The 22653-nt window shown below is 71.3% G+C and carries 22 protein-coding genes; 7 read left to right on the top strand and 15 right to left on the bottom strand.

The genetic code is table 11. From position 1 onward, the window contains the following. Positions 1-16: 16 nt before the first annotated feature. Genes AB0Q90_RS14840 through pdhA form a run of 3 tightly spaced genes read right to left on the bottom strand, consistent with a single transcriptional unit; the run spans position 17 to position 3455 of the window. Positions 17-1324: a dihydrolipoamide acetyltransferase family protein gene (locus AB0Q90_RS14840; RefSeq protein WP_363162742.1), complete on the bottom strand. Its 1308-nt coding sequence runs from the start codon at positions 1322-1324 to the stop codon at positions 17-19. Next, positions 1324-2328: an alpha-ketoacid dehydrogenase subunit beta gene (locus AB0Q90_RS14845; RefSeq protein WP_363162743.1), complete on the bottom strand. Its 1005-nt coding sequence runs from the start codon at positions 2326-2328 to the stop codon at positions 1324-1326. The genes AB0Q90_RS14840 and AB0Q90_RS14845 overlap by 1 nt, the downstream gene beginning before the upstream one ends. Beyond that, positions 2325-3455 (bottom strand): pyruvate dehydrogenase (acetyl-transferring) E1 component subunit alpha, encoded by a 1131-nt coding sequence (gene pdhA / locus AB0Q90_RS14850; protein ID WP_363162744.1) that lies wholly within the window; start codon positions 3453-3455, stop codon positions 2325-2327. Before pdhA ends, AB0Q90_RS14845 begins: the two co-directional genes overlap by 4 nt. Before the next feature lie 190 nt (positions 3456-3645). Here pdhA and AB0Q90_RS14855 point away from each other — a divergent pair, with 190 nt between their 5' ends. Next, a complete protein-coding gene (locus AB0Q90_RS14855) occupies positions 3646-4131 on the top strand; it encodes an Lrp/AsnC family transcriptional regulator (RefSeq protein WP_363162860.1) in 486 nt (161 codons plus the stop codon). 13 nt (positions 4132-4144) lie between these two features. On the opposite strand, the gene AB0Q90_RS14860 is transcribed toward AB0Q90_RS14855, so the two are convergent. From AB0Q90_RS14860 to AB0Q90_RS14870, 3 genes are all read right to left on the bottom strand, one after another. Beyond that, a complete protein-coding gene (locus tag AB0Q90_RS14860) occupies positions 4145-4444 on the bottom strand; it encodes a hypothetical protein (RefSeq protein ID WP_363162745.1) in 300 nt (99 codons plus the stop codon). Positions 4445-4543: 99 nt separating this feature from the next. Next, the gene (locus AB0Q90_RS14865) at positions 4544-5134 is read right to left on the bottom strand and encodes a TetR/AcrR family transcriptional regulator (RefSeq protein WP_363162746.1); all 591 of its coding nucleotides are present in this window, start codon (positions 5132-5134) and stop codon (positions 4544-4546) included. Further along, positions 5131-6648 carry a 3-hydroxyacyl-CoA dehydrogenase gene (locus tag AB0Q90_RS14870; protein WP_363162747.1) on the bottom strand — a complete coding sequence of 506 codons (1518 nt, stop codon included), beginning with the start codon at positions 6646-6648 and terminating at the stop codon, positions 5131-5133. Before AB0Q90_RS14870 ends, AB0Q90_RS14865 begins: the two co-directional genes overlap by 4 nt. A 208-nt stretch (positions 6649-6856) precedes the next feature. Between AB0Q90_RS14870 and paaN the strand changes: the two genes are divergently transcribed. Beyond that, a complete protein-coding gene (gene paaN, locus AB0Q90_RS14875; protein WP_363162748.1) occupies positions 6857-8548 on the top strand; it encodes a phenylacetic acid degradation protein PaaN in 1692 nt (563 codons plus the stop codon). On the opposite strand, the gene AB0Q90_RS14880 is transcribed toward paaN, so the two are convergent. From AB0Q90_RS14880 to AB0Q90_RS14890, 3 genes are read right to left on the bottom strand one after another with little or no spacing between them, the layout of a single operon-like run. Beyond that, positions 8545-9285: a TrmH family RNA methyltransferase gene (locus tag AB0Q90_RS14880; RefSeq protein WP_363162749.1), complete on the bottom strand. Its 741-nt coding sequence runs from the start codon at positions 9283-9285 to the stop codon at positions 8545-8547. The two genes, paaN and AB0Q90_RS14880, sit on opposite strands and share 4 nt — an antisense overlap. Beyond that, positions 9282-10571, bottom strand: a complete 1290-nt coding sequence (locus tag AB0Q90_RS14885) for an HTTM domain-containing protein (RefSeq protein ID WP_363162750.1) — start codon at positions 10569-10571, stop codon at positions 9282-9284. Before AB0Q90_RS14885 ends, AB0Q90_RS14880 begins: the two co-directional genes overlap by 4 nt. Then, positions 10568-11281: a DUF5819 family protein gene (locus AB0Q90_RS14890; RefSeq protein WP_363162751.1), complete on the bottom strand. Its 714-nt coding sequence runs from the start codon at positions 11279-11281 to the stop codon at positions 10568-10570. Before AB0Q90_RS14890 ends, AB0Q90_RS14885 begins: the two co-directional genes overlap by 4 nt. A 246-nt stretch (positions 11282-11527) precedes the next feature. On the opposite strand from AB0Q90_RS14890, the gene AB0Q90_RS14895 reads away from it, so the two are divergent. Further along, on the top strand, positions 11528-12667 hold the full coding sequence (locus tag AB0Q90_RS14895; protein WP_363162752.1) for an acyl-CoA dehydrogenase family protein: 1140 nt from the start codon (positions 11528-11530) through the stop codon (positions 12665-12667). Positions 12668-12674: 7 nt separating this feature from the next. On the opposite strand, the gene AB0Q90_RS14900 is transcribed toward AB0Q90_RS14895, so the two are convergent. The 3 genes from AB0Q90_RS14900 to AB0Q90_RS14910 form a co-directional block, all read right to left on the bottom strand. Further along, on the bottom strand, positions 12675-13004 hold the full coding sequence (locus AB0Q90_RS14900) for a rhodanese-like domain-containing protein (RefSeq protein ID WP_363162861.1): 330 nt from the start codon (positions 13002-13004) through the stop codon (positions 12675-12677). A gap of 28 nt (positions 13005-13032) precedes the next feature. Then, positions 13033-13827, bottom strand: a complete 795-nt coding sequence (locus AB0Q90_RS14905) for a hypothetical protein (protein ID WP_363162753.1) — start codon at positions 13825-13827, stop codon at positions 13033-13035. A gap of 133 nt (positions 13828-13960) precedes the next feature. Then, positions 13961-15370, bottom strand: coding sequence for a DUF2252 domain-containing protein (locus AB0Q90_RS14910; RefSeq protein WP_363162754.1), 1410 nt, complete (start codon positions 15368-15370; stop codon positions 13961-13963). Positions 15371-15765: 395 nt separating this feature from the next. On the opposite strand from AB0Q90_RS14910, the gene AB0Q90_RS14915 reads away from it, so the two are divergent. Genes AB0Q90_RS14915 through AB0Q90_RS14925 form a run of 3 tightly spaced genes read left to right on the top strand, consistent with a single transcriptional unit; the run spans position 15766 to position 18398 of the window. Then, complete coding sequence (locus AB0Q90_RS14915; protein WP_363162755.1) at positions 15766-16602, top strand: SDR family NAD(P)-dependent oxidoreductase; 837 nt, start codon at positions 15766-15768, stop codon at positions 16600-16602. 7 nt (positions 16603-16609) lie between these two features. Then, positions 16610-17413, top strand: a complete 804-nt coding sequence (locus AB0Q90_RS14920; protein WP_363162756.1) for a phytanoyl-CoA dioxygenase family protein — start codon at positions 16610-16612, stop codon at positions 17411-17413. Positions 17414-17462: 49 nt separating this feature from the next. After that, entirely contained in the window at positions 17463-18398 is a 936-nt protein-coding gene (locus AB0Q90_RS14925; RefSeq protein ID WP_363162757.1) for an ornithine carbamoyltransferase, read from the top strand. Positions 18399-18463: 65 nt separating this feature from the next. On the opposite strand, the gene argF is transcribed toward AB0Q90_RS14925, so the two are convergent. After that, positions 18464-19447, bottom strand: a complete 984-nt coding sequence (gene argF / locus AB0Q90_RS14930; RefSeq protein ID WP_363162758.1) for an ornithine carbamoyltransferase — start codon at positions 19445-19447, stop codon at positions 18464-18466. Positions 19448-19546: 99 nt separating this feature from the next. On the opposite strand from argF, the gene AB0Q90_RS14935 reads away from it, so the two are divergent. After that, positions 19547-20359 carry a hypothetical protein gene (locus AB0Q90_RS14935; protein ID WP_363162759.1) on the top strand — a complete coding sequence of 271 codons (813 nt, stop codon included), beginning with the start codon at positions 19547-19549 and terminating at the stop codon, positions 20357-20359. A gap of 28 nt (positions 20360-20387) precedes the next feature. Here the strand turns inward: AB0Q90_RS14935 and AB0Q90_RS14940 are convergent, their stop codons facing one another. Both AB0Q90_RS14940 and AB0Q90_RS14945 read right to left on the bottom strand, forming a co-directional pair. Then, the gene (locus AB0Q90_RS14940; protein ID WP_363162760.1) at positions 20388-21665 is read right to left on the bottom strand and encodes an MFS transporter; all 1278 of its coding nucleotides are present in this window, start codon (positions 21663-21665) and stop codon (positions 20388-20390) included. A gap of 40 nt (positions 21666-21705) precedes the next feature. Then, positions 21706-22602, bottom strand: coding sequence for a phytanoyl-CoA dioxygenase family protein (locus tag AB0Q90_RS14945; RefSeq protein ID WP_363162761.1), 897 nt, complete (start codon positions 22600-22602; stop codon positions 21706-21708). Positions 22603-22653 lie beyond the last annotated feature (51 nt).

Genomic DNA, 22653 nt, shown 5'->3' on the forward strand with positions numbered 1-22653 from the left:
GGGGGAGGCACCGCAATCACAGGGTGCGCAGCAGAACCGCCGGCTGTTCCACGCAGTCGGCGACGTAGCGCAGGAAGCCGCCCGCCGTGCCGCCGTCGCAGACCCGGTGGTCGAAGGTGAGCGAGAGCTGCACGACCTGCCGCACCGCCAGCTCGCCCTCGTGCACCCACGGCTTGGGGACGATGCGGCCGACGCCGAGCATGGCGGCCTCGGGGTGGTTGATGATCGGCGTGGAGCCGTCGACGCCGAACACGCCGTAGTTGTTCAGCGTGAAGGTGCCGCCGGTGAGTTCCGCGGGCGTCAGGGCGCCGGTGCGGGCCGACTCGGTCAGCCGGGCGAACTCCGCGGTCAGCGACTCCGCGTCACGCGCGTGTGCGTCCCGCACGACCGGGACGACCAGGCCCCGTTCGGTCTGTGCGGCGAAGCCGAGGTGAACGTGGTCGAACCGGACGACCTCCCTGGCCTCCATGTCCACGGTGGAGTTCAGCTCGGGGAACCGGGCGAGGGCGGCGGTGCAGATCCGGGCCAGCAGCGCCAGCAGGGAGATCTTCGGGCCGCCCGCGGCGTTCATCGCGGTGCGGGCGCGCATCAGCTCGGTCGCGTCGGCGTCCACCCAGCAGGTCGCGTCCGGGATCTCGCGCCGGCTGCGGGAGAGCTTGTCGGCGACGGCACCGCGCACGCCCTTGAGCGGGACGCGGATCTCTCCGGTGGTGACCGGGACGCGGGCGGGGGCGGGCGCGGTCGGTGCGGGGGCAGCCGGTGCGGGGGACGGGGCCGTCGGCCGGGCCGGTGCGGCGGCCGCCCGCAGGGCGTACTCCACATCGGCGCGCAGGATCAGTCCGTCGGGTCCCGAGCCGGTCATCTCCCGCAGGTCCAGGCCGTGCTCCCGGGCGAGGCGGCGGACCAGCGGGGAGATCACCGGTACCGGCCCTTCGGGCACCTCACGAGCCTCGGCCGCGGCCCTGCCGTTCGCCGACGGCTGCGCGGGGCGCACCCGCCTGCGGCGCGCCGGTGCCTCCGAGGTGCCGTATCCCACCAGGACGTTGCCCGAGCCCTCCGTCTCACCGCCGGGGGCGGGCGCCCCGACGGCGACCGTGATCAGCGGCGCGCCCACGGGCAGCTCGCTGCCCTCCTCGCCGAAGCGGGCGGTGACCACGCCGGCGTAGGGGCAGGGGACGTCGACCATCGCCTTGGCCGTCTCGACCTCGACGACCGGCTGGTCGACGGCGACGACGTCGCCGACCTGCACCAGCCAGCGCACGATCTCCGCCTCGGTGAGCCCCTCCCCGAGGTCGGGGAGCTTGAACTCCAACACCTGTGCCATCAGCTCTCGGCCTCCCACTGCAGACGCCCCACGGCGTCCAGGATCCGGTCCACGCCGGGCAGGTGGTGACGCTCCAGCATCGGCGGCGGGTAGGGGATGTCGAACCCGGCCACCCGGAGCACCGGCGCCTCCAGATGGTGGAAGCAGCGCTCCGTGACGCGGGCCGCTATCTCCCCTCCCGGGCCACCGAACCCACCCGACTCGTGCACGACGACCGCTCGTCCGGTCCGCCGTACGGAGGCGCAGACCGTCTCGTCGTCGAACGGCACCAGGGAGCGCAGATCGACGACTTCGAGGTCCCACCCCTCCTCCCGGGCCGCCTCGGCGGCTTCGAGGCAGACGGGCACGGACGGTCCGTACGTGATGAGCGTGGCGCTCCGGCCCGAGCGCCGCACCACCGCGCGGCCAATCGGTTCAACGTCCGTCGGGTGGTCGGGGTTCCAGGAGTCCTTGGACCAGTACAGGCGCTTGGGCTCCAGGAAGACGACCGGGTCGTCGGAGGCGATGGCGGCGCGCAGCAGCCCGTAGGCGTCGGCGACCGTGGCCGGTGTGACGACGTGGAGACCCGGGGTCGCCATGTAGTACGCCTCGGAGGAGTCGCTGTGGTGCTCGACTCCGCCGATGCCGCCGCCGTAGGGGACGCGGATGGTGATCGGCAGGGGCATGGCGCCGCGGGTGCGGTTGCGCATGCGTGAGACGTGCGAGATGAGCTGCTCGAAGGCGGGGTACGCGAACGCGTCGAACTGCATCTCCACGACCGGGCGCAGTCCGTACATCGCCATGCCGACGGCCGTGCCGAGGATGCCCGCCTCGGCGAGCGGGGTGTCCGTGCAGCGGTCCTCGCCGAACTCCTTGGCGAGCCCGTCGGTGACGCGGAAGACGCCGCCGAGGGTGCCGACGTCCTCGCCCATGACGTGGACGGTGGGGTCCTCCGCCATGGCGTCGCGCAGCGCGCGCGTGAGGGCCTGCGCCATGGTGGCGGGCTTCACCGCGACGGTGGTCATCGAACGTCTCCCTCGGCGTCCAGCTCGGCCCGCAACTGGGCCTGCTGCTCCCGCAGCTGCGGGGTGGGCTCGGCATACACATGGGCGAACAGATCCATGGGGTCGAGCACCGGGTCCGCGTTCATGCGCTCGCGCAGATCGGCGGCCATGGCCTCGGCGGCGTCCCGTGCGGCCTGCTTGCCGGCCTCGTCGAGCAGACCGCGCTCGGTCAGCTCGTGCTCCAGGAGGGCGATCGGGTCGTGCCCGCGCCAGGTCTCGACCTCGGCGTCGCCGCGGTAGCGGGTCGCGTCGTCGGCGTTGGTGTGGGCGTCGATCCGGTAGGTGATCGCCTCGACCAGCGTGGGGCCGCCGCCCGCGCGCGCGTGGCGTACGGCGTCGGTCAGGACCTCGTGCACGGCGACCGCGTCGTTGCCGTCGACCAGGCGGCCGGGCATGCCGTAGCCGACGGCCTTGTGGGCCAGCGACGGGGCCGCGGTCTGCTTGGCGAGCGGTACGGAGATCGCGAAGCCGTTGTTCTGGACGAGGAAGACGACCGGGGCCTGCCAGACGGCGGCGAAGTTCAGCGCCTCGTGGAAGTCGCCCTCGCTGGTGCCGCCGTCGCCGACCAGTGCGAGCGCGACCACGTCGTCGCCCTTGAGGCGGGCGGCGTGGGCGAGCCCCACGGCGTGCGGGAGCTGGGTGGCCAGCGGGGTGCACAGGGGGGCCACGCGGTGCTCGCGCGGGTCGTAGCCGGTGTGCCAGTCGCCGCGCAGGAGCGTGAGCGCCTGGACGGGGTCCAGGCCGCGGGCCACGGCCGCGAGGGTGTCGCGGTAGCTCGGGAAGAGCCAGTCGCGGTCCTCCAGGGCGAGCGCGGCGGCCACCTCGCAGGCCTCCTGGCCGGTGGTGGAGGGGTACACGGCGAGCCGGCCCTGCTTGGTGAGGGCGGTGGCCTGGGCGTTGTACCGACGACCGCGCACCAGTTCGGCGTAGAGGCGGCGCAGCAGGCCGGGGTCGGCCTTGGCTGCCGCTTCCGTGCCGAGGACGCGGTAGGGCTCCGCGTCGGGCAGCAGCGGCGCGGGGTCGGTACGGGGCTGCCAGGCGGGCGGCGGCGATGGCCGGTACCCGCCTCGCTGCTCCATGACCGTCATGACGGCACCTCCTCGTGGGAGCGGCTACGGGAGGCGCAGCGGCTGTGATGCGCCTCACCTACCGATTGTTCGGTCGTCGGCACATTTTGGCTACAGGCACCTCCAGGCTGTGGACAAACGGTTCTCCACAGCCTGGAATGAATGCAGTACGTCCACGACGGGGAGGCGGGGGGACATGGCACCTGAACAAATGGCCGAAAGTCCCGAGGGCGGGAACGCTCAGCCACCGCCCCGGCCGCTCGACGCCATCGATCAGGACATCCTCCAGATGCTCCAGGCCGACGGCCGCGCCTCGATACGTTCGGTGGCCGAGCGGGTCCACGTCTCGCGCGCCAACGCCTACGCGCGCATCAACCGCCTCATCGAGGACGGCGTCATCCGCGGCTTCGGCGCCCGCGTGGACCACGAGCGCGCAGGTCACGGGACGTCGGCGTACATCACCCTGAAGATCGTGCAGAACACCTGGCGCACGGTGCGCGAGCAGCTCAGACAGCTGCCCGGCGCCTCCCACATCGCGCTGGTGGGCGGCGACTTCGACGTCCTGCTCCTGGTGCACACCCCCGACAACCGGGCCCTGCGCGAACTGGTGCTCACGCGCTTGCAGGCCATCCCCGAGGTGCTCAGCACGCGCACCCTGCTGGTCTTCGAGGAGGAGGACCTGGAGCCGCAGGGGTGAGCGGGCGGGGCTGTCAGGCCATCGCCATCGCCATCATCACCATGAGCAGCAGCGGAAGCACCGCGCAGAGGAGCCCGGCACCGGCGGCCAGCATCCGCGGCGCCTGCAGCGACCGGCGGTGCGGGAGCGCCCAGGCGAGCGCGAGAAGGCCGGTCGCCCAGTAGAACGTGCCGCCGAGGTAGCCGAGGCCGTCCTCCGGCCACATCAGGGCGAACTCAAGGACGAGCAGCGGCAGCCCGGGGATCGTGGCCAGGAGGGGTGCCTTCCACCACGTCGGGTGGGCGGCGGAGAGCTGTACGTCGTCCAGGGTCATGCGCACAGCTCATCAGCCGGGCCCGCCCCGGGGCATCGGGCGGCGTACTCAATGCGTCCACGCGCGCGTACTCAGCCCGCCCCCGCGACAAGCAGCGGATCAGCCCGCCTGCCGCAGCCCCCCGAACACCAACTGCGCGACCGCGTCGGCCACTTCGCGCTCACTCATACCGCGGCCGTCCGGCCGGTACCACTCCACGATGGAGTTGATCATTCCGAAGACGAGACGGGTGGCGAGCCGCACCTCCACGTCGCCGCGCACGTCCCCCTCGGCGGCCGCCGCCTTCAGCAGCTCGGCGACCCGGTGGTCGAAGTCGCGGCGCCGCTCCAGGGCCCACCGCTCGGTGCCGGTGTTGCCGCGCACCCGCAGCAGCAGCGTCACGTACGGCAGCTCGGCTATCAGCACCTCGACCATGCGCCGTACGACGTACTCCAGTCGTTCCGAAGCGCGCCCCACGCGCGCGGGCTCCTCGTCGAGGATCCCGAAGAGGCCGTCCAGCGCCCGGCTCACGGCCCGGCGCAGCAGCTCCTCCTTGCCCGTGACGTGGTGGTAGATCGACGACTTGGAGATGCCGGCCGCGCGGGAGAGGTGCTCCATGGAGGTGCCGTCGTAGCCGCGCTCGTTGAAGACCTGGACGGCGACCGTCAGCAGCGTCTCGGGGGTGTACGTGTCGCGCTTGGCGGTGGTCATGAGCCGCTGCCCTCCCGCTTGTCGGTGGCGTGCGCGTGCCGGTAGAGCGCGAGGGACGGCGCGTACCGGCCGGAGGGGTCGCGCAGGTGCAGGTCGTCGAGGAGGGCGTACGCCCAGTCACGGCCGAGCCGGCGGCTCCACTCGAAGGGGCCGAGCGGGTAGTTGACCCCGAGCCGCATCGCGGTGTCGACGTCCTCCTCGGTGGCCACGCCCTTGGCGACGGCGTCGTGCGCCAGGTCGACGATCCGCGCGACCGTACGGGCGACGATCATGCCCGGCACGTCACCGATGACGCTGACGTCCTTGCCGAGCGCCTGGAACAGGCCGATCGCCTCGACGAGGGTCAGCGGGGAGGTGTCCTGGGAGGCCGACAGGGCGATCCGGGTGGCCCGGCGGTAGTCGAGCGCGAGGTCGAAGTAGACGACGTCCCGGAACTCCACCGAGGTCTGCCCGTCGGCGAGCGCCAGCTGGCCGCCGCTCGGCAGGACGAGCCGGGTGCCGTGGTCCTCTTCCTCCTCGCGCACCGGGATGCCCGCCTCGCGGATCAGCGCGAGCAGCTCGGAGGCCGGGCCGAGGCCACCCTCGGCGACGACGTACGCGGGCGGCCGCTCCTTCTCCGCGGTGTGCGGCTCGGCGCGCTCGGCGCCCTCGGCGTGGTCGTACCAGCCGTGTCCGCTCTTGCGGCCCAGGCGGCCCGACTCGACCAGGCGGCGCTGGGCGAGGGAGGGCGTGAAGCGGACGTCCTGGAAGAAGGACTGCCACACGGAGTGGGTGACGGACTCGTTGACGTCCTGCCCGATCAGGTCGGTCAGTTCGAAGGCGCCCATCCGGAAGCCGCCCGACTCGCGCAGCACGGCGTCGATGGTGGCCGGATCGGCGCCCTGGGCCTCGTAGACGGCGAAGGCCTCGGCGTAGAAGGGCCGCGCGATGCGGTTGACGATGAAGCCGGGGGTGTCGGCGCAGGCCACCGGCGTCTTGCCCCAGGCGCGGGCGGTCTCGTACGCGCGCGTGGCCGACGTGACGTCGGTGGCGAACCCGGAGACGACCTCGACCAGCGGCAGCAGCGGGGCGGGGTTGAAGAAGTGCAGGCCCACGAAACGGCCGGCGTTGCGCAGGGCGCCGCCGATGGCCGTGACGGACAGGGAGGAGGTGTTGGTGGCGAGCAGACAGTCCTCGCCGACGACGTCCTCCAGCTGCCGGAACAGCTCCTGTTTGACGTCCAGGCGCTCCAGGACGGCCTCGACGACGAGGGCGCAGTCCGCGAGCTCGGTGAGCTGCTCGGCGGGCACGAGCCGGGCGCGGGCCGCATCCCGCTCGGCGCCGGTCAGCCGGTCCTTCTCGACGAGCCGGTCGAGGCGCGCGCCGATCGCCGCGGCCGCGTCCTTGGCCCGTCCGGGCACGGCGTCGTACAGCCGTACGGGGTGGCCGGCGACCAGCGCGACCTGGGCGATGCCCTGGCCCATGGTGCCGGTGCCGACGACTGCCACGGGGCTGCTGAGGTCGAGTGCTGTCATGTGCGCGATCCTCCCGCACGGGGTTTTCCACAGAAGCGGCGGACCCCCTTGTCCCGACCGATCGTTCGGTTACTCTAACTCTCACTGGCCCACCCGTCACCCGCCACCACCCTGATCGAGGCGCTTCGCGCCGCACCCCTCGATTTCCTGCCCATGTTTCTGCCCAGGTCATGAACTCGACGGAGAGTTCAGAAGGAGTTGGTCCCGCATGGCCGCCGAACTGACCGCCCACGAGCTGATCGCCAAGCACCGACCCACCCTCGACCAGGCGCTCGAAGCCATCCGCACCCGCGCGTACTGGTCCCCCCACCCCGAGCACCCCAAGGCCTACGGCGAGAACGGCAGCCTGGACATGGGCGCGGGCAAGGCTGCCTTCGACGCCGTCCTCGGCACCCGGCTCGACCTCGGCCAGCCCGGCACCGACGACTGGGTCGGCGGCGAGGTCTCCCCGTACGGCATCGAGCTGGGCGTGCAGTACCCGCACGCGGACATCGACGTGCTGCTGCCCGCCATGAAGGCCGGACAGCGGGCCTGGCGGGACGCGGGCGCGGAGATCCGCGCGGTGGTCTGCCTGGAGATCCTCAAACGGATCAGCGACCGCACCCACGAGTTCGCGCACGCGGTCATGCACACCTCCGGCCAGGCCTTCATGATGGCGTTCCAGGCGGGCGGCCCGCACGCGCAGGACCGCGGCCTGGAGGCGGTGGCGTACGCGTACGTCGAGCAGGTCCGCACCCCCGACACCGCGGAGTGGACCAAGCCGCAGGGCAAGCGCGACCCGCTCGCGCTGACCAAGGCGTTCACGCCGGTCCCGCGCGGCATCGCCCTGATGATCGGCTGCAACACCTTCCCCACCTGGAACGGCTACCCGGGCCTGTTCGCCTCCCTCGCCACCGGCAACGCGGTCCTGGTGAAGCCCCACCCGCGCGCGGTGCTGCCGCTCGCGCTGACCGTGCAGGTCGCTCGCGAGGTGCTGGCGGAGGCGGGCTTCGACCCCAACCTCGTCGCCCTGGCCGCCGAGCGCCCCGGCGAGGGCATCGCCAAGACGCTCGCCGTGCGCCCCGAGATCCGGATCATCGACTACACCGGCTCGACCGCCTTCGGCGACTGGCTGGAGGCCAACGCCCGCCAGGCGCAGGTCTACACGGAGAAGGCCGGCGTCAACACGGTGCTCGTCGACTCCACCGACAACTACAAGGGGATGCTGTCCAACCTGGCGTTCTCGCTGTCCCTGTACAGCGGCCAGATGTGCACCACCCCGCAGAACCTGCTGATCCCCCGGGACGGCATCCGCACCGACGAGGGCCCGAAGACCTTCGACGAGGTCGTCGCCGACCTCGCCCGCTCCGTCGACGGCCTGCTCGGCGACGACGCGCGCGCGAACGCGCTGCTCGGCGCGATCGTCAACCCGGACGTCAAGGCCCGCCTGGAAGCCGCGGCAGGGCTCGGCGAGGTCGCCCTCGCCTCCCGCGAGATCACCAACCCCGAGTTCCCGGACGCGGTCGTCCGCACGCCGGTCGTCGTGAAGCTGGACGGCGCCAAGCCGGACGACGAGGCCGCGTACATGAGCGAGTGCTTCGGCCCGGTCTCCTTCGCCGTCGCCGTCGACTCGGCGTCCGACGCGGCGGAGCTGCTGCGCCGCACGATCCGCGAGAAGGGCGCGATGACGGTGGGCGCCTACACGACCGACACCGAGGTCGAGCAGGCGGTGCAGGAGGTCTGCCTGGAGGAGGCGGCCCAGCTGTCGCTGAACCTCACGGGCGGCGTGTACGTCAACCAGACGGCCGCGTTCTCCGACTTCCACGGGTCGGGCGGCAATCCCGCCGCCAACTCCGCCCTCACCGACGGGGCGTTCGTCGCGAACCGCTTCCGCGTGGTGGAGGTCAGGCGCGAGGCCTAAGCACCACCCAGGCTCCAGTGGTAGAGCGTCATCCCCACACTGGTCGCCAAGTTGTAGCTCGACACCTGCGGGCGCATGGGCAGGCGCAGCAAATGGTCCGCCCGCGCGCGCAGGTCGGCCGACAGGCCGCTGCGCTCCGAGCCGAACGCGAGGACGGCGTCGTCCGGGAGCTTGACGCCCCGGATGTCGTCGCCCTCGGGATCGAGCGCGAACAGCGGCCCCGCGGGCAGCTCCTCGACGGCCAGCCGTTCCACCGCCGTCGCGAAGTGCAGGCCCGCCCCGCCGCGCACGACCGTCGGGTGCCAGGGATCCAGCGTGCCGGTGGTGACCACGCCGGTCGCGCCGAAGCCGGCCGCCAGGCGGATCACCGCGCCCGCGTTGCCGAGATTGCGGGGCTGGTCGAGGACGACGACGGGAGCGGTGCGCGGCGTCCGGGCCAGCCGTTCCAGGTTCGCCGCCCGTGACGGCCGTACCGCCAGGGCCGCCACCGCCGTGGGGTGCGGGCGCGGAACGAGGGACGCGTACGTCGTCTCCGGCACCTCGGTGAGCAGCCCGTCCAGCGTGTCCCGGACGTCCGGGGCCAGCTCGTCGGCGAGCGCGAGCGCGGCGGCCCGGTCCACCGCGACCGCCACCGGCACCTCCGCCCCGAAGCGCACCGCGTGCTTGAGGGCGTGGAATCCGTCGAGGAGTACGGCGGTGTCGGCGAGGCGGTGCCAGGCGCGCACGGGGTCGTTCATGACGGGAAGCCTACGTGCGTGTGCTCGGGGTTCTCCGGGCTGCGCGGCTCGGGCAGCGCCGTACGGCCGGACCTGCGGGGCAGCGGTACGCGGGCCGCCCATCCGCCGAGCCGGCGCAGGAACGGCGTCGGCAGGAAGACCGCGTCGGCCGCGATCATCGCCAGCGAGAAGAACGGCAGCCCGAGGACCACGGCGATCACGGCGTGCTCGAACATCATGGCGGCCAGCAGGACGTTCTTCACCCGCCGGTTGAACAGCGTGAACGGAAAGGCGACCTGCACCGCGACCGTCCCGTACGTCACCAGCATCACCATCGTGCCGCTGGCCGACAGCAGGTCGGCGAGCGCGGGCCACGGGGAGAAGTAGTCCAGGTGGAGCGGGTAGTAGACGGCGGTGCCGTCCTGCCAGCGCGAGCCCTGGATCTTGTACCAGCCGGCGGTCGCGTAGATCAGACAGGCCTCGGCCATGATCACCAGCAGTGCGCCGTTGTGCACGATGTTGGCGACGACGTCGAGCAGAATGCGCGGCTGCTCGGTCCTCGCGCGGCGGCCGACCAGCCACCACAGTGCCTGCGCGGCCCACACGCCCCACAGGATCGCCGGCACCAGCCCCTGCCCGCCGATCCAGGTGGCGAGGAAGGCCACACCGATACGGGCCCCGCGCGAGGGGAGAGACCCGGCCTCGTCCGACGGCCAGTCGTCGCCGAGCTCCCCGGCCAGCGTCGCCACGAGCAGCACCAGCCCGAACACGCCCCACAGAAGGGGCCCCACCCAGTCCGTCACCCGCTCCCCACGCGCGCGTGCCGCCCGTTCCCGGTCGGCCCTGCGCGCGTCCAGCGACCACACCTGGCCGCAGCGCGTGAAGACCAGATAGATGCACATCAGGTGCAGGACGTTGTCGCCGCCGTCGCCCATGAAGACGGAGCGGTTCTGCAGCGAGAGCACGCCGACCATGAACAGCACGGACGTCGTGCGGGTGCGCCAGCCGAGCAACAGCAGGACCGAGGAGAGGACGGCGAGCGCGTAGACCGCCTCGAACCACAGCCGGCTGTCGGACCACATCAGCACCGTGAAGGCGCCGTTCATGCCGATCAGCTGCTCGGCGAGGCCGAAGCTCCAGGGGCCGCCCGGCCCGTACAGCTCGTGGCGGTGGGGCAGCTCGCGCAGCAGGAAGAACAGCCAGGTGGTGGCGAAGCCGATCCGGACGACGGCCGTCTGGTACGGGCCGAGCGCGGACTCGGTGACCCGGGCGATACCGGTCGAGAGCGCGAGGGCGAACCGGTTCACCGCTGTTCTCCCCCGGCCTCGTCCTCGGGCACCGACCACCAGGGCAGCACCCGGAAGACCGCCTCGTCGGGCACCTTCTCACCGCTCCATTCGGGCGGGGACACATTGATCGTGCGCGAACGGACCTGCACCCGGTCCAGCGCGCCGCCCGGTCCGGCGGCCTCCTCGCGCTCCAGGCGCAGCACCACGATCCGGCGCAGATAGTCCTCGGCCAGGGAGCCGCGCAGGCCCACCGGGCGGTTGTCGCTGTCGTGCGTGGCGACGAGGAAGTCCCAGGCCCGGCGCAGCTCGTTCTGCTGGGTGTGGCTCGGCAGGAGGTTGCCGTCGATGTCCCGGCCGTCCTGGGCGGACAGGTCGTACCAGTCGGTGGTGCGCAGCTCGCCGTCGGCCTCGCGGACATCGGCGCGGACCTGGACGGCGATGTTCTGCTGGAGCGGGTTCGGCGCGAAGAGCTTCCAGTTCTGCTCGAACTCGGGGTAGATCCAGTCGTCGATCGCCTGGCCGTGCTGCTTGGTCACCGTGTTCGAGGGCGCGACGTGCAGGAAGACCATGCCTATGTGGACACAGACGGCGATCGCCACGACCGCGAGGGCGAGGGCGGCACCGATCTGGTAGCGCAGGGAGAGGGCGGCCACACCCGTGCGGGGCGCGGGGGCGGGCTCGGGGTCCGGCCCGTGCCGGGCCCCGCCCTCTGCGTCGTACGCGTCCATTCCGCCCCGTTCCCCGATTCCGGTCCGTTCCGCCTCGGCGCTCGCACCGGAACGGTACTCAGGCCCATCGCCGGGCACAGCCCCCTTCGGCCGCTCGGCGGGTGCCACCTTACGGCGCGAAATTCACGACGAGGTCACGTCGGACGAGCGAGCGGCAGGGGCGCCGTCGGCACCGTTCCCTTCTTCTAGAACCTGTTCTATCTTGACGCACCGTCAGATCTCCGTGCGCGTGAGAGGGCAGGGACCGTGGACTTCACCTTCACCGAGGAGCAGCAGGCGGCGGCCGAGGCGGCCCGGGGCGTGTTCGCCGGCGTCGCACCCGACGCGGTCCCGAGTCCCGCGCTGACCCCGGGCGCCGTCGCCGACGACTTCGACCGCGCACTGTGGGCCCGGCTCGCCGACGCGGACCTGCTGAGCCTGCTGCTCGCCGAGGAACACGGCGGGGCCGGCCTGGACGCCGTCGCCCTGTGCCTGGTGCTGCGCGAGGCGAGCCGGGTGCTGGCACGGGTACCGCTGCTGGAACACAGCGCGGCGCTCGCGACCCTCCAGTCCTACGGCCGTCCCGAGGCGACGTCCGCCGTGCTCCCCCGGGCCGGGCGCGGGGAGCTGGTGCTGACCGTCGCCGCGCACGGCCGCACCGGCCACGACCCCGCCGAGCTCGCGGTGACCGCCCGGCGCGACGGCGACTCCTGGCTCCTGGACGGGGTGCAGACGGCGGTGCCCTGGGCGTACGACGCCGACCTCGTCCTCGTACCGGCCACCGCGGACGGGGACCGGTCCCTCCTCGCGCCGGTGCCGCGCGGGCACGAGGGCACCGTCCTCGCCGAGCAGTACGCCACCAGCGGGGAGCGGCTCGGGGAGCTGCGGCTCGACTCGGTGCGGATCCCCGCGCGGAACGTCGTCGACGCCGAGGGCGCCTGGGAGTCGCTGCGCGGGCTGCTGACCGCCGGGACGTGCGCGCTGGCGCTTGGCCTGGGGGAGCGGGTGCTGCGGATGACCTCCGAGTACACCGCCAAGCGGGAGCAGTTCGGCTTCCCGCTGGCCACCTTCCAGGCGGTCGCCGTCCAGGCCGCCGACCGCTACATCGACCTGCGCGCCATGGAAGCCACCCTGTGGCAGGCCGCCTGGCGGCTCGCCGCACGGGCCCCCGGCGCCCTGCCCGTCGCCGCAGACCTGGCCGTGGCGAAGATCTGGGCCGCCGACGGCGTACGCCGCGTCGTGCAGACGGCACAGCATCTGCACGGCGGATTCGGCGCCGACGTCGACTACCCCCTGCACCGATACCACGCCTGGGCCAAGTACCTGGAGCTGTCACTGGGCCCGGCGGCGGCGCACGAGGAGGCGCTGGGGGATCTGCTGGCAGCACATCCCCTGGGCTCGGCCTAGAGCCGGCCTAGAGAACGAAGCCCGGCTGACCCGCGTCCGTCACCACCGGACGGCCCACGGCCGCCCACACCTGCATACCGCCGTCGACGTTCACCGCGTCGATGCCCTGCTGTACGAGGTACATCGCGACCTGCGCCGAACGGCCGCCGGAGCGGCAGATCACGTTGACCCGGCCGTCCTGCGGGGCGGCCTCGGTCAGCTCGCCGTACCGGGCGACGAACTCGCTGATGGGGATGTGCAGCGCCCCTTCGGCATGGCCCGCCTGCCACTCGTCGTCCTCGCGGACGTCCAGCAGGAAGTCGCCGTCCTTGAGGTCCGTGACCTCGACCGTGGGCACGCCAGTTCCAAAATGCATGGCTCCGACGCTACCCGAGCAGCTCGGCCAGTTCCGCCTCGCGTGCGGAGACCTGGGCCAGCAGCTGCTCGGCGATCTCCTCCAGAAGGCGGTCGGGGTCGTCCGGGGCCAGCCGCAGCATGGACCCGATGGCGCTCTCCTCCAGGTCCTTGGCGACCACGGTGAGCAGTTCCTTGCGCTGGGCGAGCCACTCCAGGCGGGCGTAGAGCTCCTCGCTGGGGCTCGGCCCCCGGTCCTCGGGCGCGGGGCCGGCGGCCCACTCCACGGCCAGCTCCCGCAGCAGGGCCTCGTCGCCCCGGGCGTAGGCGGCGTTGACCCGGGTGATGAACTCCTCGCGCCGCGCGCGCTCCTTGTCCTCCTGGGCCAGGTCGGGGTGGGCCTTGCGGGCCAGCTCGCGGTAGAGCTTGCGGGCCTCCTCGCTCGGGCGCACCCGCTGCGGGGGCCGAACCGGCTGGTCCGTGAGCATCGCCGAGGCCTCCGGGAACAGGCCTTCGCCGTCCATCCAGCCGTGGAAGAGCTCCTCGACGCCGGGCATCGGCATCACCCGGGCGCGGGCCTCCTGCGCCTTGCGGACGTCCTCCGGGTCACCGGTGCGGGCGGCCCTGGCCTCGGCTATCTGCGCGTCCAGCTCGTCGAGGCGGGCGTACATCGGGCCGAGCTTCTGGTGGTGCAGCCGGGAGAAGTTCTCGACCTCGACGCGGAACGTCTCCACGGCGATCTCGTACTCGATGAGCGCCTGTTCTGCGGCCCGCACGGCCCGCGCCAAACGCTCTTCTGGCCGTGGCTCTGCTTCCGGAGTCGTCACCCGCCCAGCGTAAGCGCTCCGCTGGGGAAGCCGTGTCGGTCGTTTGTTGTCTGCGGCGCCGTTGTAGCTGGTCGCGCCCGCGCGGCGGAGCCGCATATCGATACAGCCCCGCGCCCCTTTGGGGCGCGCTTTCTCATACGCCTGTTTCCGCTGCGATCTTGCCCTCCCTCACCGCCTTCACCAGCACCGCGTGGTCCGCCTCCGTGCGGTCGGCGTAGGTGACCGCGAAGGTCGCCATCGCCTCGTCCAGTTCCTCGTTCTTTCCGCAGTAGCCGGCGATCAGGCGTGGGTCGGCGCTGTGGGCGTGGGCGCGGGCCAGGAGGGCGCCGGTCATGCGGCCGTAGTCGTCGATCTGGTCGGCGGCGAGGGCGGCCGGGTCGACGCTGCCCTTGCGGTTGCGGAACTGCCGCACCTGGAAGGGACGCCCGTCGACCGTCGTCCAGCCCAGCAGGATGTCGCTGACGACCTGCATGCGCTTCTGCCCCAGCACCACCCGGCGGCCCTCGTGCTCCGCGGCCGGCGGCTCGAAGCCGGCGGTCGCCAGATGCGGCACCAGCGCGGAGGGGCGGGCCTCCTTCACCTGCAGGACGAGCGGCTCGCCGCGGTGGTCCAGCAGCAGCACGACATACGAGCGGGTGCCGACGCTGCCCGTGCCGACCACGCGGAACGCCACGTCGTGCACCGTGTGCCGGGCGAGCAGCGGGAGGCGGTCCTCCGCCAGGGTGGCGACGTAGTCCTCCAGGGACGCGGCGACCGCGGCGGCCTCCGCGTCCGGGACGCGCCGCAGCACCGGCGGGGCGTCCACGAAGCGGCGTCCGCCGTCCGGGGTCGGCTCCGTCGACTTCGCCGCGAACCGCCCGCTGGTGTTGGACCGCGCCTTCTCGGAGACCCGCTCCAGCGTGCCGAGCAGGTCGTGGGCGTCGGTGTGGGAGACGAGCTCCTCGTCCGCGATGGCGTTCCATGCGTCCAGCACCGGAAGCTTGGCCAGCAGCCGCATCGTGCGCCGGTAGGACCCCGCCGCGTCGTGCGCCGCCTTGCGGCAGGTGTCCTCGTCGGCGCCCGCCTCACGGCCGGCGAGGACCAGCGAGGCCACGAGCCGCTTGAGGTCCCACTCCCAGGGGCCGGGCACCGTCTCGTCGAAGTCGTTCAGATCGATGACCAGGCCGCCGCGGGCATCGCCGTACAGACCGAAGTTCGCCGCGTGGGCGTCGCCGCATAGCTGGGCGGAGATGCGGGTCATGGGGGTGCGGGCGAGGTCGTGGGCCATCAGGCCCGCCGCTCCGCGCAGGAAGGCGAACGGCGTGGCCGCCATCCGGCCTACCCGTATCGGGGTGAGCCCGGAGATCCGGCCGCGGTTGGACTCCTCGACCGCCGCGAGGGCGTCGGGGCGGGTGGGGTCGCCATCGAGCACCGCGTGCGACCGGCGCGGAACGCGCTCGCGCAGTGCCTTGCCCTCTTCCTTCGGCGTCCCCTGCACGGGCCACCCGGCGAATCCCCGCACCTGGGGCAGCCGACCGACTGCCTCCGCACCGACGTCGATCACATCGACCGCCTCCCCCGTACCCGCCTACCCGGATGAACATCAATTGGTGCCGACGGTACAGCCGGTGGCCGAAACGCGTCAGACCCTGTGGACAACTCCACAGCTGTGGACAAGGCCTGACCCCGGCTCGGCGGCCACCACCACCGCCACCATCACCGCCACCCCCGCCGACTCTATTTCACGGGAAAGGAATAGAAGGAATGCCGCGTGAAAGTGACACTATGTCAGCTTCCCGACTCGATGTCCGTTACCGGATCCGGATCATCTCGAATCGCAAGATTCGCAGCTCAGGCTCTTGATTTTTTTGTTCACCGAACCTTAGTGTTTCATTCCCGCTACACGTAATGCTTTGCATGTGCTCCAAGTCCATGGCATAAGACAGTAGTGAGGCAAAATTGATTGATCTCGGAGCGCAATCCGACCCCTATGAAACCGAGTCGGTTATCGGCGGTCCAGGGGTTGTCATCACAGGCGCGACATCCGGGATCGGGCTTGCGACGAGCAGACTGCTGGCGGAGTCCGGATGGCGAGTATTCGCCGTGGGACGGCGCGGCGACCTGCTGGCGGACCTCGCCGGAGAATTCCCGAACGGCAGGGTCACGCCCCTCTGCCTCGACGTCCGTGACCGGGACGCGGTCATGGCGGTGCTGCCGGAACTCCATCGGCAGGGCGACGGAATCGCGGCGCTCATCAACAATGCCGGGCTCTCCAAGGGATTCGGCCCGATGAGTGCCGCGGAACCCGAAAATTGGCAGGAAATGATCGACACCAATATCACCGGTGTCCTCAACTGCACTCATGCTCTGCTGCCCGGCATGATCGACCGGCAGGACGGGCATGTGGTCAACGTCGGTTCCATTGCGGCGACCTACCCGTACATGGGCGGCAACGTCTATGCGGCGACCAAGGCCTTTGTTCATCAGCTGAGCCTCAACCTGCGGACGGAGCTGCAGGGCACCGGTCTCCGGGTGTCTTGTGTCGCCCCCGGAATGGCCCGCACCGGTTTCGCCCTCGTTCGCTTCGGCGGGGACCAAACGCGCGCCGACGCGCTCTACGACGGAGTGCGGCCGCTCAGCGGAGTGGACGTGGCCCGCACCATCGAGTGGTGCCTCTCCCAGCCCCCTCATGTCAACGTCAACATGATCGAGGTCATGCCCACCGAGCAGCCCTTCGCCCTGGAGCTGAAGGCTGCCGCCCGGCAGTCCGATCTCGCGATATCTGAAACAGGATGAGTCACCGATGCAACTGAGCACCGAGCAAGTCCGCCTCTTTCAGCGGGACGGCTATCTCTCCCTGCCCGTCGTCTTCACCGAGTCCGAACTTGAGGCGCTCGCGACCGACGCCGCGGCCATCGCCGACAAGGACACCCCGCAGCGCGTCATGGAGAAGGGCGGTGAGATCACCCGGTCCGTCTACTGGCTGGACGGTCTCAGCGACCTGTACGCCCGCGTGGTGCGCGACCCGCGTCTGGTCGAGCCCGCCAGGGCGCTGCTCGGCGGCGATGTCTACCTGTACCAGACGCAGTTGAACCCGAAGGCGTCCTTCGTCGGCGACGTATGGAAGTGGCACCAGGACTACCTGTACTGGAACCGCGAGGACGGCATGCCCAACGACAACGTCCTCAGTGCTGCCGTCTACCTCGACGACGTCACCGAGTTCAACGGCCCGATGTACGTCATCCCCGGCACGCACCGCACCACGCTGGACAGCGAGACCGCCACCCGCAGCGGCGCCGACGGCTGGGAGAACACCGTCAACGCGGACTTCCGGCACGAGGTCGGCCAGGACACCCTGGCCCGGCTGGTCTCTCAGAACGGCCTGGCGAGCACCCGGGGGGCGCGGGGCAGCGTGGTCTTCTTCCACGGCAACCTGCTGCACAGCTCGGGTCCCAACCTGTCCCCGTTCACCCGCACCGTGTTCTTCGCGCGGTACGCGGGAATGGACAACGTCCTGCGGCCCGTGGCCGATCCGCGACCGGACTGGATCGCCAATCGCAGCCCCGAGCCGATCAGCACGCTCGACCAGCCCCTGCTGCCCGTCTGACCCTCCGCCGGACCGACGCCCCTTCACCGCACCGAAAGCGAGCCGCACCGTGCCCGATGCCGTACGTCATCTGCTTGACCTCGCTGACCACACCCCGCAGGACGTGCGCTCCTGGCTCGACGAAGCCCTGGTCATCGCCGAGGGACGCCATCGTTATGGCCGCCGCCCGCAGGGCGCGGAGCGCTTCCTGGACGGCCGCTTCGTCACGCTCCTGCTGGAGAAGCCCGCCACCAGAACCCGACTGCACAGCGAGCTCGCCACCGCGGACCTCGGTGGCACCTGCGTGGTACTGCCCGCCGCCGACACGCAGTTGAGCCGTGGCGAGACCGTGGGCGACACCGCGCGCGTACTCAGCAAGAACACCGATCTCGTGCTCTACCGTGCCCGGCGCCACGAGGATCTGCTGGAGTTCGCCCGCCACTCGTCGGTTCCGGTGATCAACGGCTGTTCCGACTTCAGCCACCCCTTCCGCGTCCTGATCGACATCATGACGTTCGAGCAGGAGCGCGGTCCCGTCGCCGGCCGTACCTTCGCGTGGAGCGGCGACGGCAACAACATGCTCAACTCGTTCATCCAGGCCGCCACTCTGCTCGACTTCGAGCTGCGCATCGCCACCCCCGAGGCCTACGCGCCCAATCCGGACGTGCTGGCCTGGGCGGAGCGGCACGGAGGGAAGGTCTCGGTGCACCGGGACCCCGTGAAGGCGATCACCGGCGCGCATGCCGTGGTGGGCGACACCTTTGTGTCGATGGGCGATGTGTCCACCCCGGAGCGGCTGGAGGCCATGCGTCCGTACCAGGTGGACGCGGCGCTGATGGCCAAGGCGGCGCCCGACGCCGTCTATCTGCACTCGCTGCCCGCCTACCGCGGACAAGAGGTCACGCCGGACGTCATCGACGGTCCGCAGTCCCTCGTCTGGGACGGTGGCATCGCCAACAAGCGGTTCTTCTTCCAGGCACTGTTCCGCTGGCTGCTGCGGTTCTGAGCAGAGACGGAACTCCCCCTCGAAGGAAGCTTCGAGGGGGAGTTCCGGTGCGGGTGCCGCGGGCGTCAGCCGGCGATGGTCAGCTGCATCAGCGCCTTGGCCGTGTGCATGCGGTTCTCCGACTGGTCGAAGACGCGGCTCTGTTCGCCCTCGAAGACGTCGTCGTCGACCTCGCAGATGTCGGGGTGGGCGATGGCCGTCTCGGTGTCGAGCAGGTGGAAGGCCGGGAGGCAGTGCAGGTAGATCGAGTCCTGGCGGCCGGTGAGGGCCATCAGGTCCTTGGTGACCTTCAGGTCGCGCAGGAGGTCGATGCGCTCCTGGGTCTGGTCCTCCTCACCCATGGAGACCCACACGTCGCCGTAGACGCAGGCCGAGCCGGCCAGGGCCTCCTCGGCGGAGTCGGTGACCAGGACGCGGGCCTTGTCGGACTCGCGATCGGCGAGCAGCTCCTCGATGACGCCGGGAGCGGGCTGGAGCTCCTTGGGGGCGAGGATGCGCAGGTCGAGGCCGACCTTGGCGGCGGCGATGGCGAGGGTGATGGCCATGTTGTTGCGGCCGTCGCCGACATAGGTGAGCGGCAGGCCCTCCAGGTCGCCGAAGTTCTCCTGGAGGGTGAGCAGATCGGCCAGCACCTGTGTGGGGTGGTAGTTGTCGCACAGGCCGTTCCAGACGGGCACACCGGCGAACTCGGCGAACTCCGCGACCGTGGCGTGCTCGAAGCCGCGGAACATCACGCCGTCGAAGACCCGGCCGAAGACCCGGGCGATGTCCCGCACCGACTCCTTGATGCCGAAGCGGATGTCCTCACGGCCGAAGATCTCCGCGTGCGCGCCCGACTGCGTCGACGCCACCACGAAGGAGACGCGGGTACGGCAGGACGGCTTGAGGAAGATCAGGGCGATGTTCTTGCCGGCCAGTACGGGGGCGTTCTGGCCCAGGGCGGTGCGGTCCTTGAGATCGGCTGCCCGGTCCAGGAGCTCGCGGATCTCGTCGCCGCTGAACTCCCGCAGCGACAACAGGCTGCGTCCCTTGAGTCCCGAAATCGCCACGGCACTATCTCCGATCACTGTCGAACATCATCGATAATCATGCGGACCTTCACATTAACATGCAGTCCAGGAGGTCACCAGAGTGTCAAGGAGGGCCCGTTGCACCCCGTCGAACAGCTCGCACTCGATGTCGCGAGCGGCCGCACCGGTCCCCGCGAGGGTGAACGGGCGGCCGCCCGGCTGGCCTTGGACGGAGCGCTGACCGGGCAGGATCTCGTCGGCTGGTTCAAGACCGCGCACTGGCTCGCACACCGCGAGGACCTGTGGGAACGGGCCCTGCTGCTGGGCAGGTTGCTGACCGCCGCCGTCGAGGCACTACCGCGGTCCACCCCGTCGTACGACCTTGTCCGGTGCCGCTCGGCCTGGACCGAACTCGTGCACCTCTGTCTCGTCCACCGGCCCGACGGCGCGCTGTTCGCCTCGGGCGCCCGGGCCGGCCGCGCCGCGCTCGCCGGGGCCCGGGAGTTGGGCGACGACGACCTCGTGGGACAGGCGCTGTACCGGCTCGGCACCCTGTATCTCGACCCCTTCTCCCGGGCCAGGGACCTGTGGTGGGAGGAGCACCGGCTCTGGCTCAGCCTCGCTCCCGAGGAGGCGCTCGCCGGGCTGCCGGAGCCGCACGAAGCGCTGGAGACCGCCGAGGCGTACCTGCGCGAGGCCGCGGCGCTGCGCACCGGTGCCGGCCTCGGGTACACGTGCAAGGCCCTGGCGCAGGCCGTTCAGCAGCAGGAGTTCGTCGCTCGGGCCAACGCCGGAGGCAAGGGAGGCACCGCCGAATTCGTCCCCCGCTCCCTCACCGCCCTGTGCGACCAGGCCCTCGACCTCATCCCCGCGGACGACCTGGTGGCACGGGCCAACGTCGAGGCGATCCGGTCGGGTTCGGGCTCCGCGGAGCCCTCGGAGGTCGCGTAGCCGACGAGCCCACCAAACCCCGGTCGCCCTACGCCCCCTCCACCACAGCCGCTCCCTGCCGCTCGGGCTCCGGCCCCGCTCCCGCCGCAATCGCCCGTGCCGCCGCCGGGGCCGTCAGCAGACCCGCCGCCATCAGCAGGGCGCCGAGCAGATACCAGCCCTGGGGCGCCCAGTCGAGGCACAGCAGGGTCAGGAGGCCGGGGGCGACCGCCATGGATCCGCTGATGCCGAAGGAGAACATGCCCTGGTACTCGCCCTGGGCGTGCTCCGGCGCCAGATGGTGGGCCAGTTCGAAACTGGCGGCGGCGTGCCAGAGTTCGCCGATCGTGTGCAGGGCCATCATCGCCAGCAGCAGCACCGAAGCCCACAACGGCGACAGCCCACCGGTCAGCGCGAATGCCGAGCAGGTGACCAGGAACACGATGCCCGCGGCGCGCATCGCGCGCGCGGAGCTACGGGCGTCGACGACCGTCTGGCCCACCCGCACCTGGAACAGGACGACCAGCACCATGTTGACGATCATCACGACCGAGATCAGGGCCCGGGGCGCCTCGGTGTACTCCGAGATCCACAGCGGCAGCGCCACGGTGAGCACCGAATACTGCAGGGTCATCAGGGCGTTGAGGGCCGTCACCGCCATGAACGGGCCGTCGCGCAGCACCGCGGTCCGCGCGGCCTTGGCAGCGGCGGGTACGGGCTCGTAGCGGGGCAGCAGGGTCAGGACGGCCGCGGCGACGAAGAAGGTCACGGCGTTGACCAGCACCACCGCCAAGTACGCGGAACGGCTGTCGAGTTGGAGCGCGACGCCGCCCACCACCGAACCCAGGGCCATCGACAGGTTGGAGACGGCCCGCATATAGGAGCGCAGGCGCACCCGCGAGCCGCCGCCGGCCCGGCTGACCAGGACCGCGCGCAAGGTGCGGCTGCCCTGGAGGCCGACGGCGGCGACGATCGCGTCCGCCAGCAGCCACGGGAAGGTACTGACCGCGGCGAGCCCCAGCATGGCAAGGCCCTCGACCACGAGCAGGAGCATCGCGAGATTGCGCGGTCCCGTGCGGTCCGACAGCTTGCCGATGAGGATGTTCGAGGGCAGGGCCGCCACCCCGGCCACGGTCAGCGCGAGGCCCACCTCGCCCGCCGAGAAGCCGACGCTGCGGGTGAGGTAGAGCAGCCCGGCGGTGAGGTACATGCCCTGGCCGAAGGTGTTGATCAGGATGAAGCCCACCAGGACCCGGTGCGGGCGCTCCTCGGGAAGGCGGTAGTGCCGGGCCACGGCACCGAACCGGCCGGCCAGCGAGCCGAACATCAGAGTCCTCGCTTCTTCGTGGTCTTGGTGCGGCCCGCCGTCAGGCCGCCGGTGCCATGCCCCAGGCACGCAGCTGCCGCAGCCAGCGCTCGCGGGTGTCGCTGCCCTCGGCGTTGGCGAGCCACTGCGGCGAGTACTGGCTCTCCCGGCGCGGTATGCCGCTCGGCTTGGCGCCCGCGGCGATCCAGTCCCGCTGCCTGCGCAGCTCGCGGAACTGGGCCTCGCGGCCGAACTGCTGGACCACCGTGCGGATCGCCGTCTCCTGCGCCTCGTTACGCGGGCTGTCGAAGTAAGTGAAGCTGCACATGCGCCGGTTGGGGAAGCCGTTCCACGAAGCGTGCCAGACCCGCAGGTCGAAGGCGATCACATCGCCGGGCTGCGAGGCGCACACCTGGGCGGGCACGTCCTGCACCTCGAACCGGCTGCGCTTGGTGGCCGTGTCGTTCTCCGGGTTGCCCGCCGTGTTCAGCTTGTCCTTCACGGAGATGGCGATCAGCTCGTCGTGCCAGGGGTTGCGGTGGGAGCCCGGCAGCACCCGCAGGGCCCCGCTGTCGCCGTCGACCGGGTCGAGGTAGGCAACGAACTTCAGGGAGTGGAAGTCGGAGACGCTGGTGTCCGCGTGCCACTCGGTGAGGTTGCCGGAGAAGACGTTGCCGTTGGACATCACCCCCACCGCGTCGTCGCTGAGCAGCGCACGGGCCGCCGAGCTCAGCTTCTCCGACTCCAGGGCGTCGCCCAGGAACGGCGTCTCGTCGCGCATGTTCGACCAGCTCATCTGGCCGCGCACACCGATCGCGGACGAGTACACCGTCGAGGCCGCGGCGTGCCCGAGCTCGTACTCCTTCTCGATCACGGCGAGTTCACCGGCGTCGAAGAAGCCCGGGAGCGGCAGATAGCCGAAGAGCCGGAAGAAGTCGGCCTGTTGCTGGGTCACCATGGTCAGGGGGTTCCTTTCGCATTCACTGGAGTCAACTGAGGTCGGCCCGGG

The sequence above is a fragment of the Streptomyces sp. NPDC079141 genome, assembly GCF_040686775.1.
GTDB lineage: Bacteria > Actinomycetota > Actinomycetes > Streptomycetales > Streptomycetaceae > Streptomyces.

What these genes read in the sequence shown, in the direction of transcription:
- AB0Q90_RS14890 (WP_363162751.1), bottom strand. Translation starts at nt 11,281, where the DNA reads ATGGACGCGTACGACGCAGAGGGCGGGGCCCGGCACGGGCCGGACCCC.
- AB0Q90_RS14880 (WP_363162749.1), bottom strand. Translation starts at nt 9,285, where the DNA reads ATGAACGACCCCGTGCGCGCCTGGCACCGCCTCGCCGACACCGCCGTA.
- AB0Q90_RS14945 (WP_363162761.1), bottom strand. Translation starts at nt 22,602, where the DNA reads ATGGTGACCCAGCAACAGGCCGACTTCTTCCGGCTCTTCGGCTATCTG.
- AB0Q90_RS14855 (WP_363162860.1), top strand. Translation starts at nt 3,646, where the DNA reads ATGGCCGAAAGTCCCGAGGGCGGGAACGCTCAGCCACCGCCCCGGCCG.
- AB0Q90_RS14860 (WP_363162745.1), bottom strand. Translation starts at nt 4,444, where the DNA reads ATGACCCTGGACGACGTACAGCTCTCCGCCGCCCACCCGACGTGGTGG.
- AB0Q90_RS14920 (WP_363162756.1), top strand. Translation starts at nt 16,610, where the DNA reads ATGCAACTGAGCACCGAGCAAGTCCGCCTCTTTCAGCGGGACGGCTAT.
- AB0Q90_RS14940 (WP_363162760.1), bottom strand. Translation starts at nt 21,665, where the DNA reads ATGTTCGGCTCGCTGGCCGGCCGGTTCGGTGCCGTGGCCCGGCACTAC.
- pdhA (WP_363162744.1), bottom strand. Translation starts at nt 3,455, where the DNA reads ATGACGGTCATGGAGCAGCGAGGCGGGTACCGGCCATCGCCGCCGCCC.
- AB0Q90_RS14870 (WP_363162747.1), bottom strand. Translation starts at nt 6,648, where the DNA reads ATGACAGCACTCGACCTCAGCAGCCCCGTGGCAGTCGTCGGCACCGGC.
- AB0Q90_RS14865 (WP_363162746.1), bottom strand. Translation starts at nt 5,134, where the DNA reads ATGACCACCGCCAAGCGCGACACGTACACCCCCGAGACGCTGCTGACG.
- AB0Q90_RS14845 (WP_363162743.1), bottom strand. Translation starts at nt 2,328, where the DNA reads ATGACCACCGTCGCGGTGAAGCCCGCCACCATGGCGCAGGCCCTCACG.
- AB0Q90_RS14840 (WP_363162742.1), bottom strand. Translation starts at nt 1,324, where the DNA reads ATGGCACAGGTGTTGGAGTTCAAGCTCCCCGACCTCGGGGAGGGGCTC.
- paaN (WP_363162748.1), top strand. Translation starts at nt 6,857, where the DNA reads ATGGCCGCCGAACTGACCGCCCACGAGCTGATCGCCAAGCACCGACCC.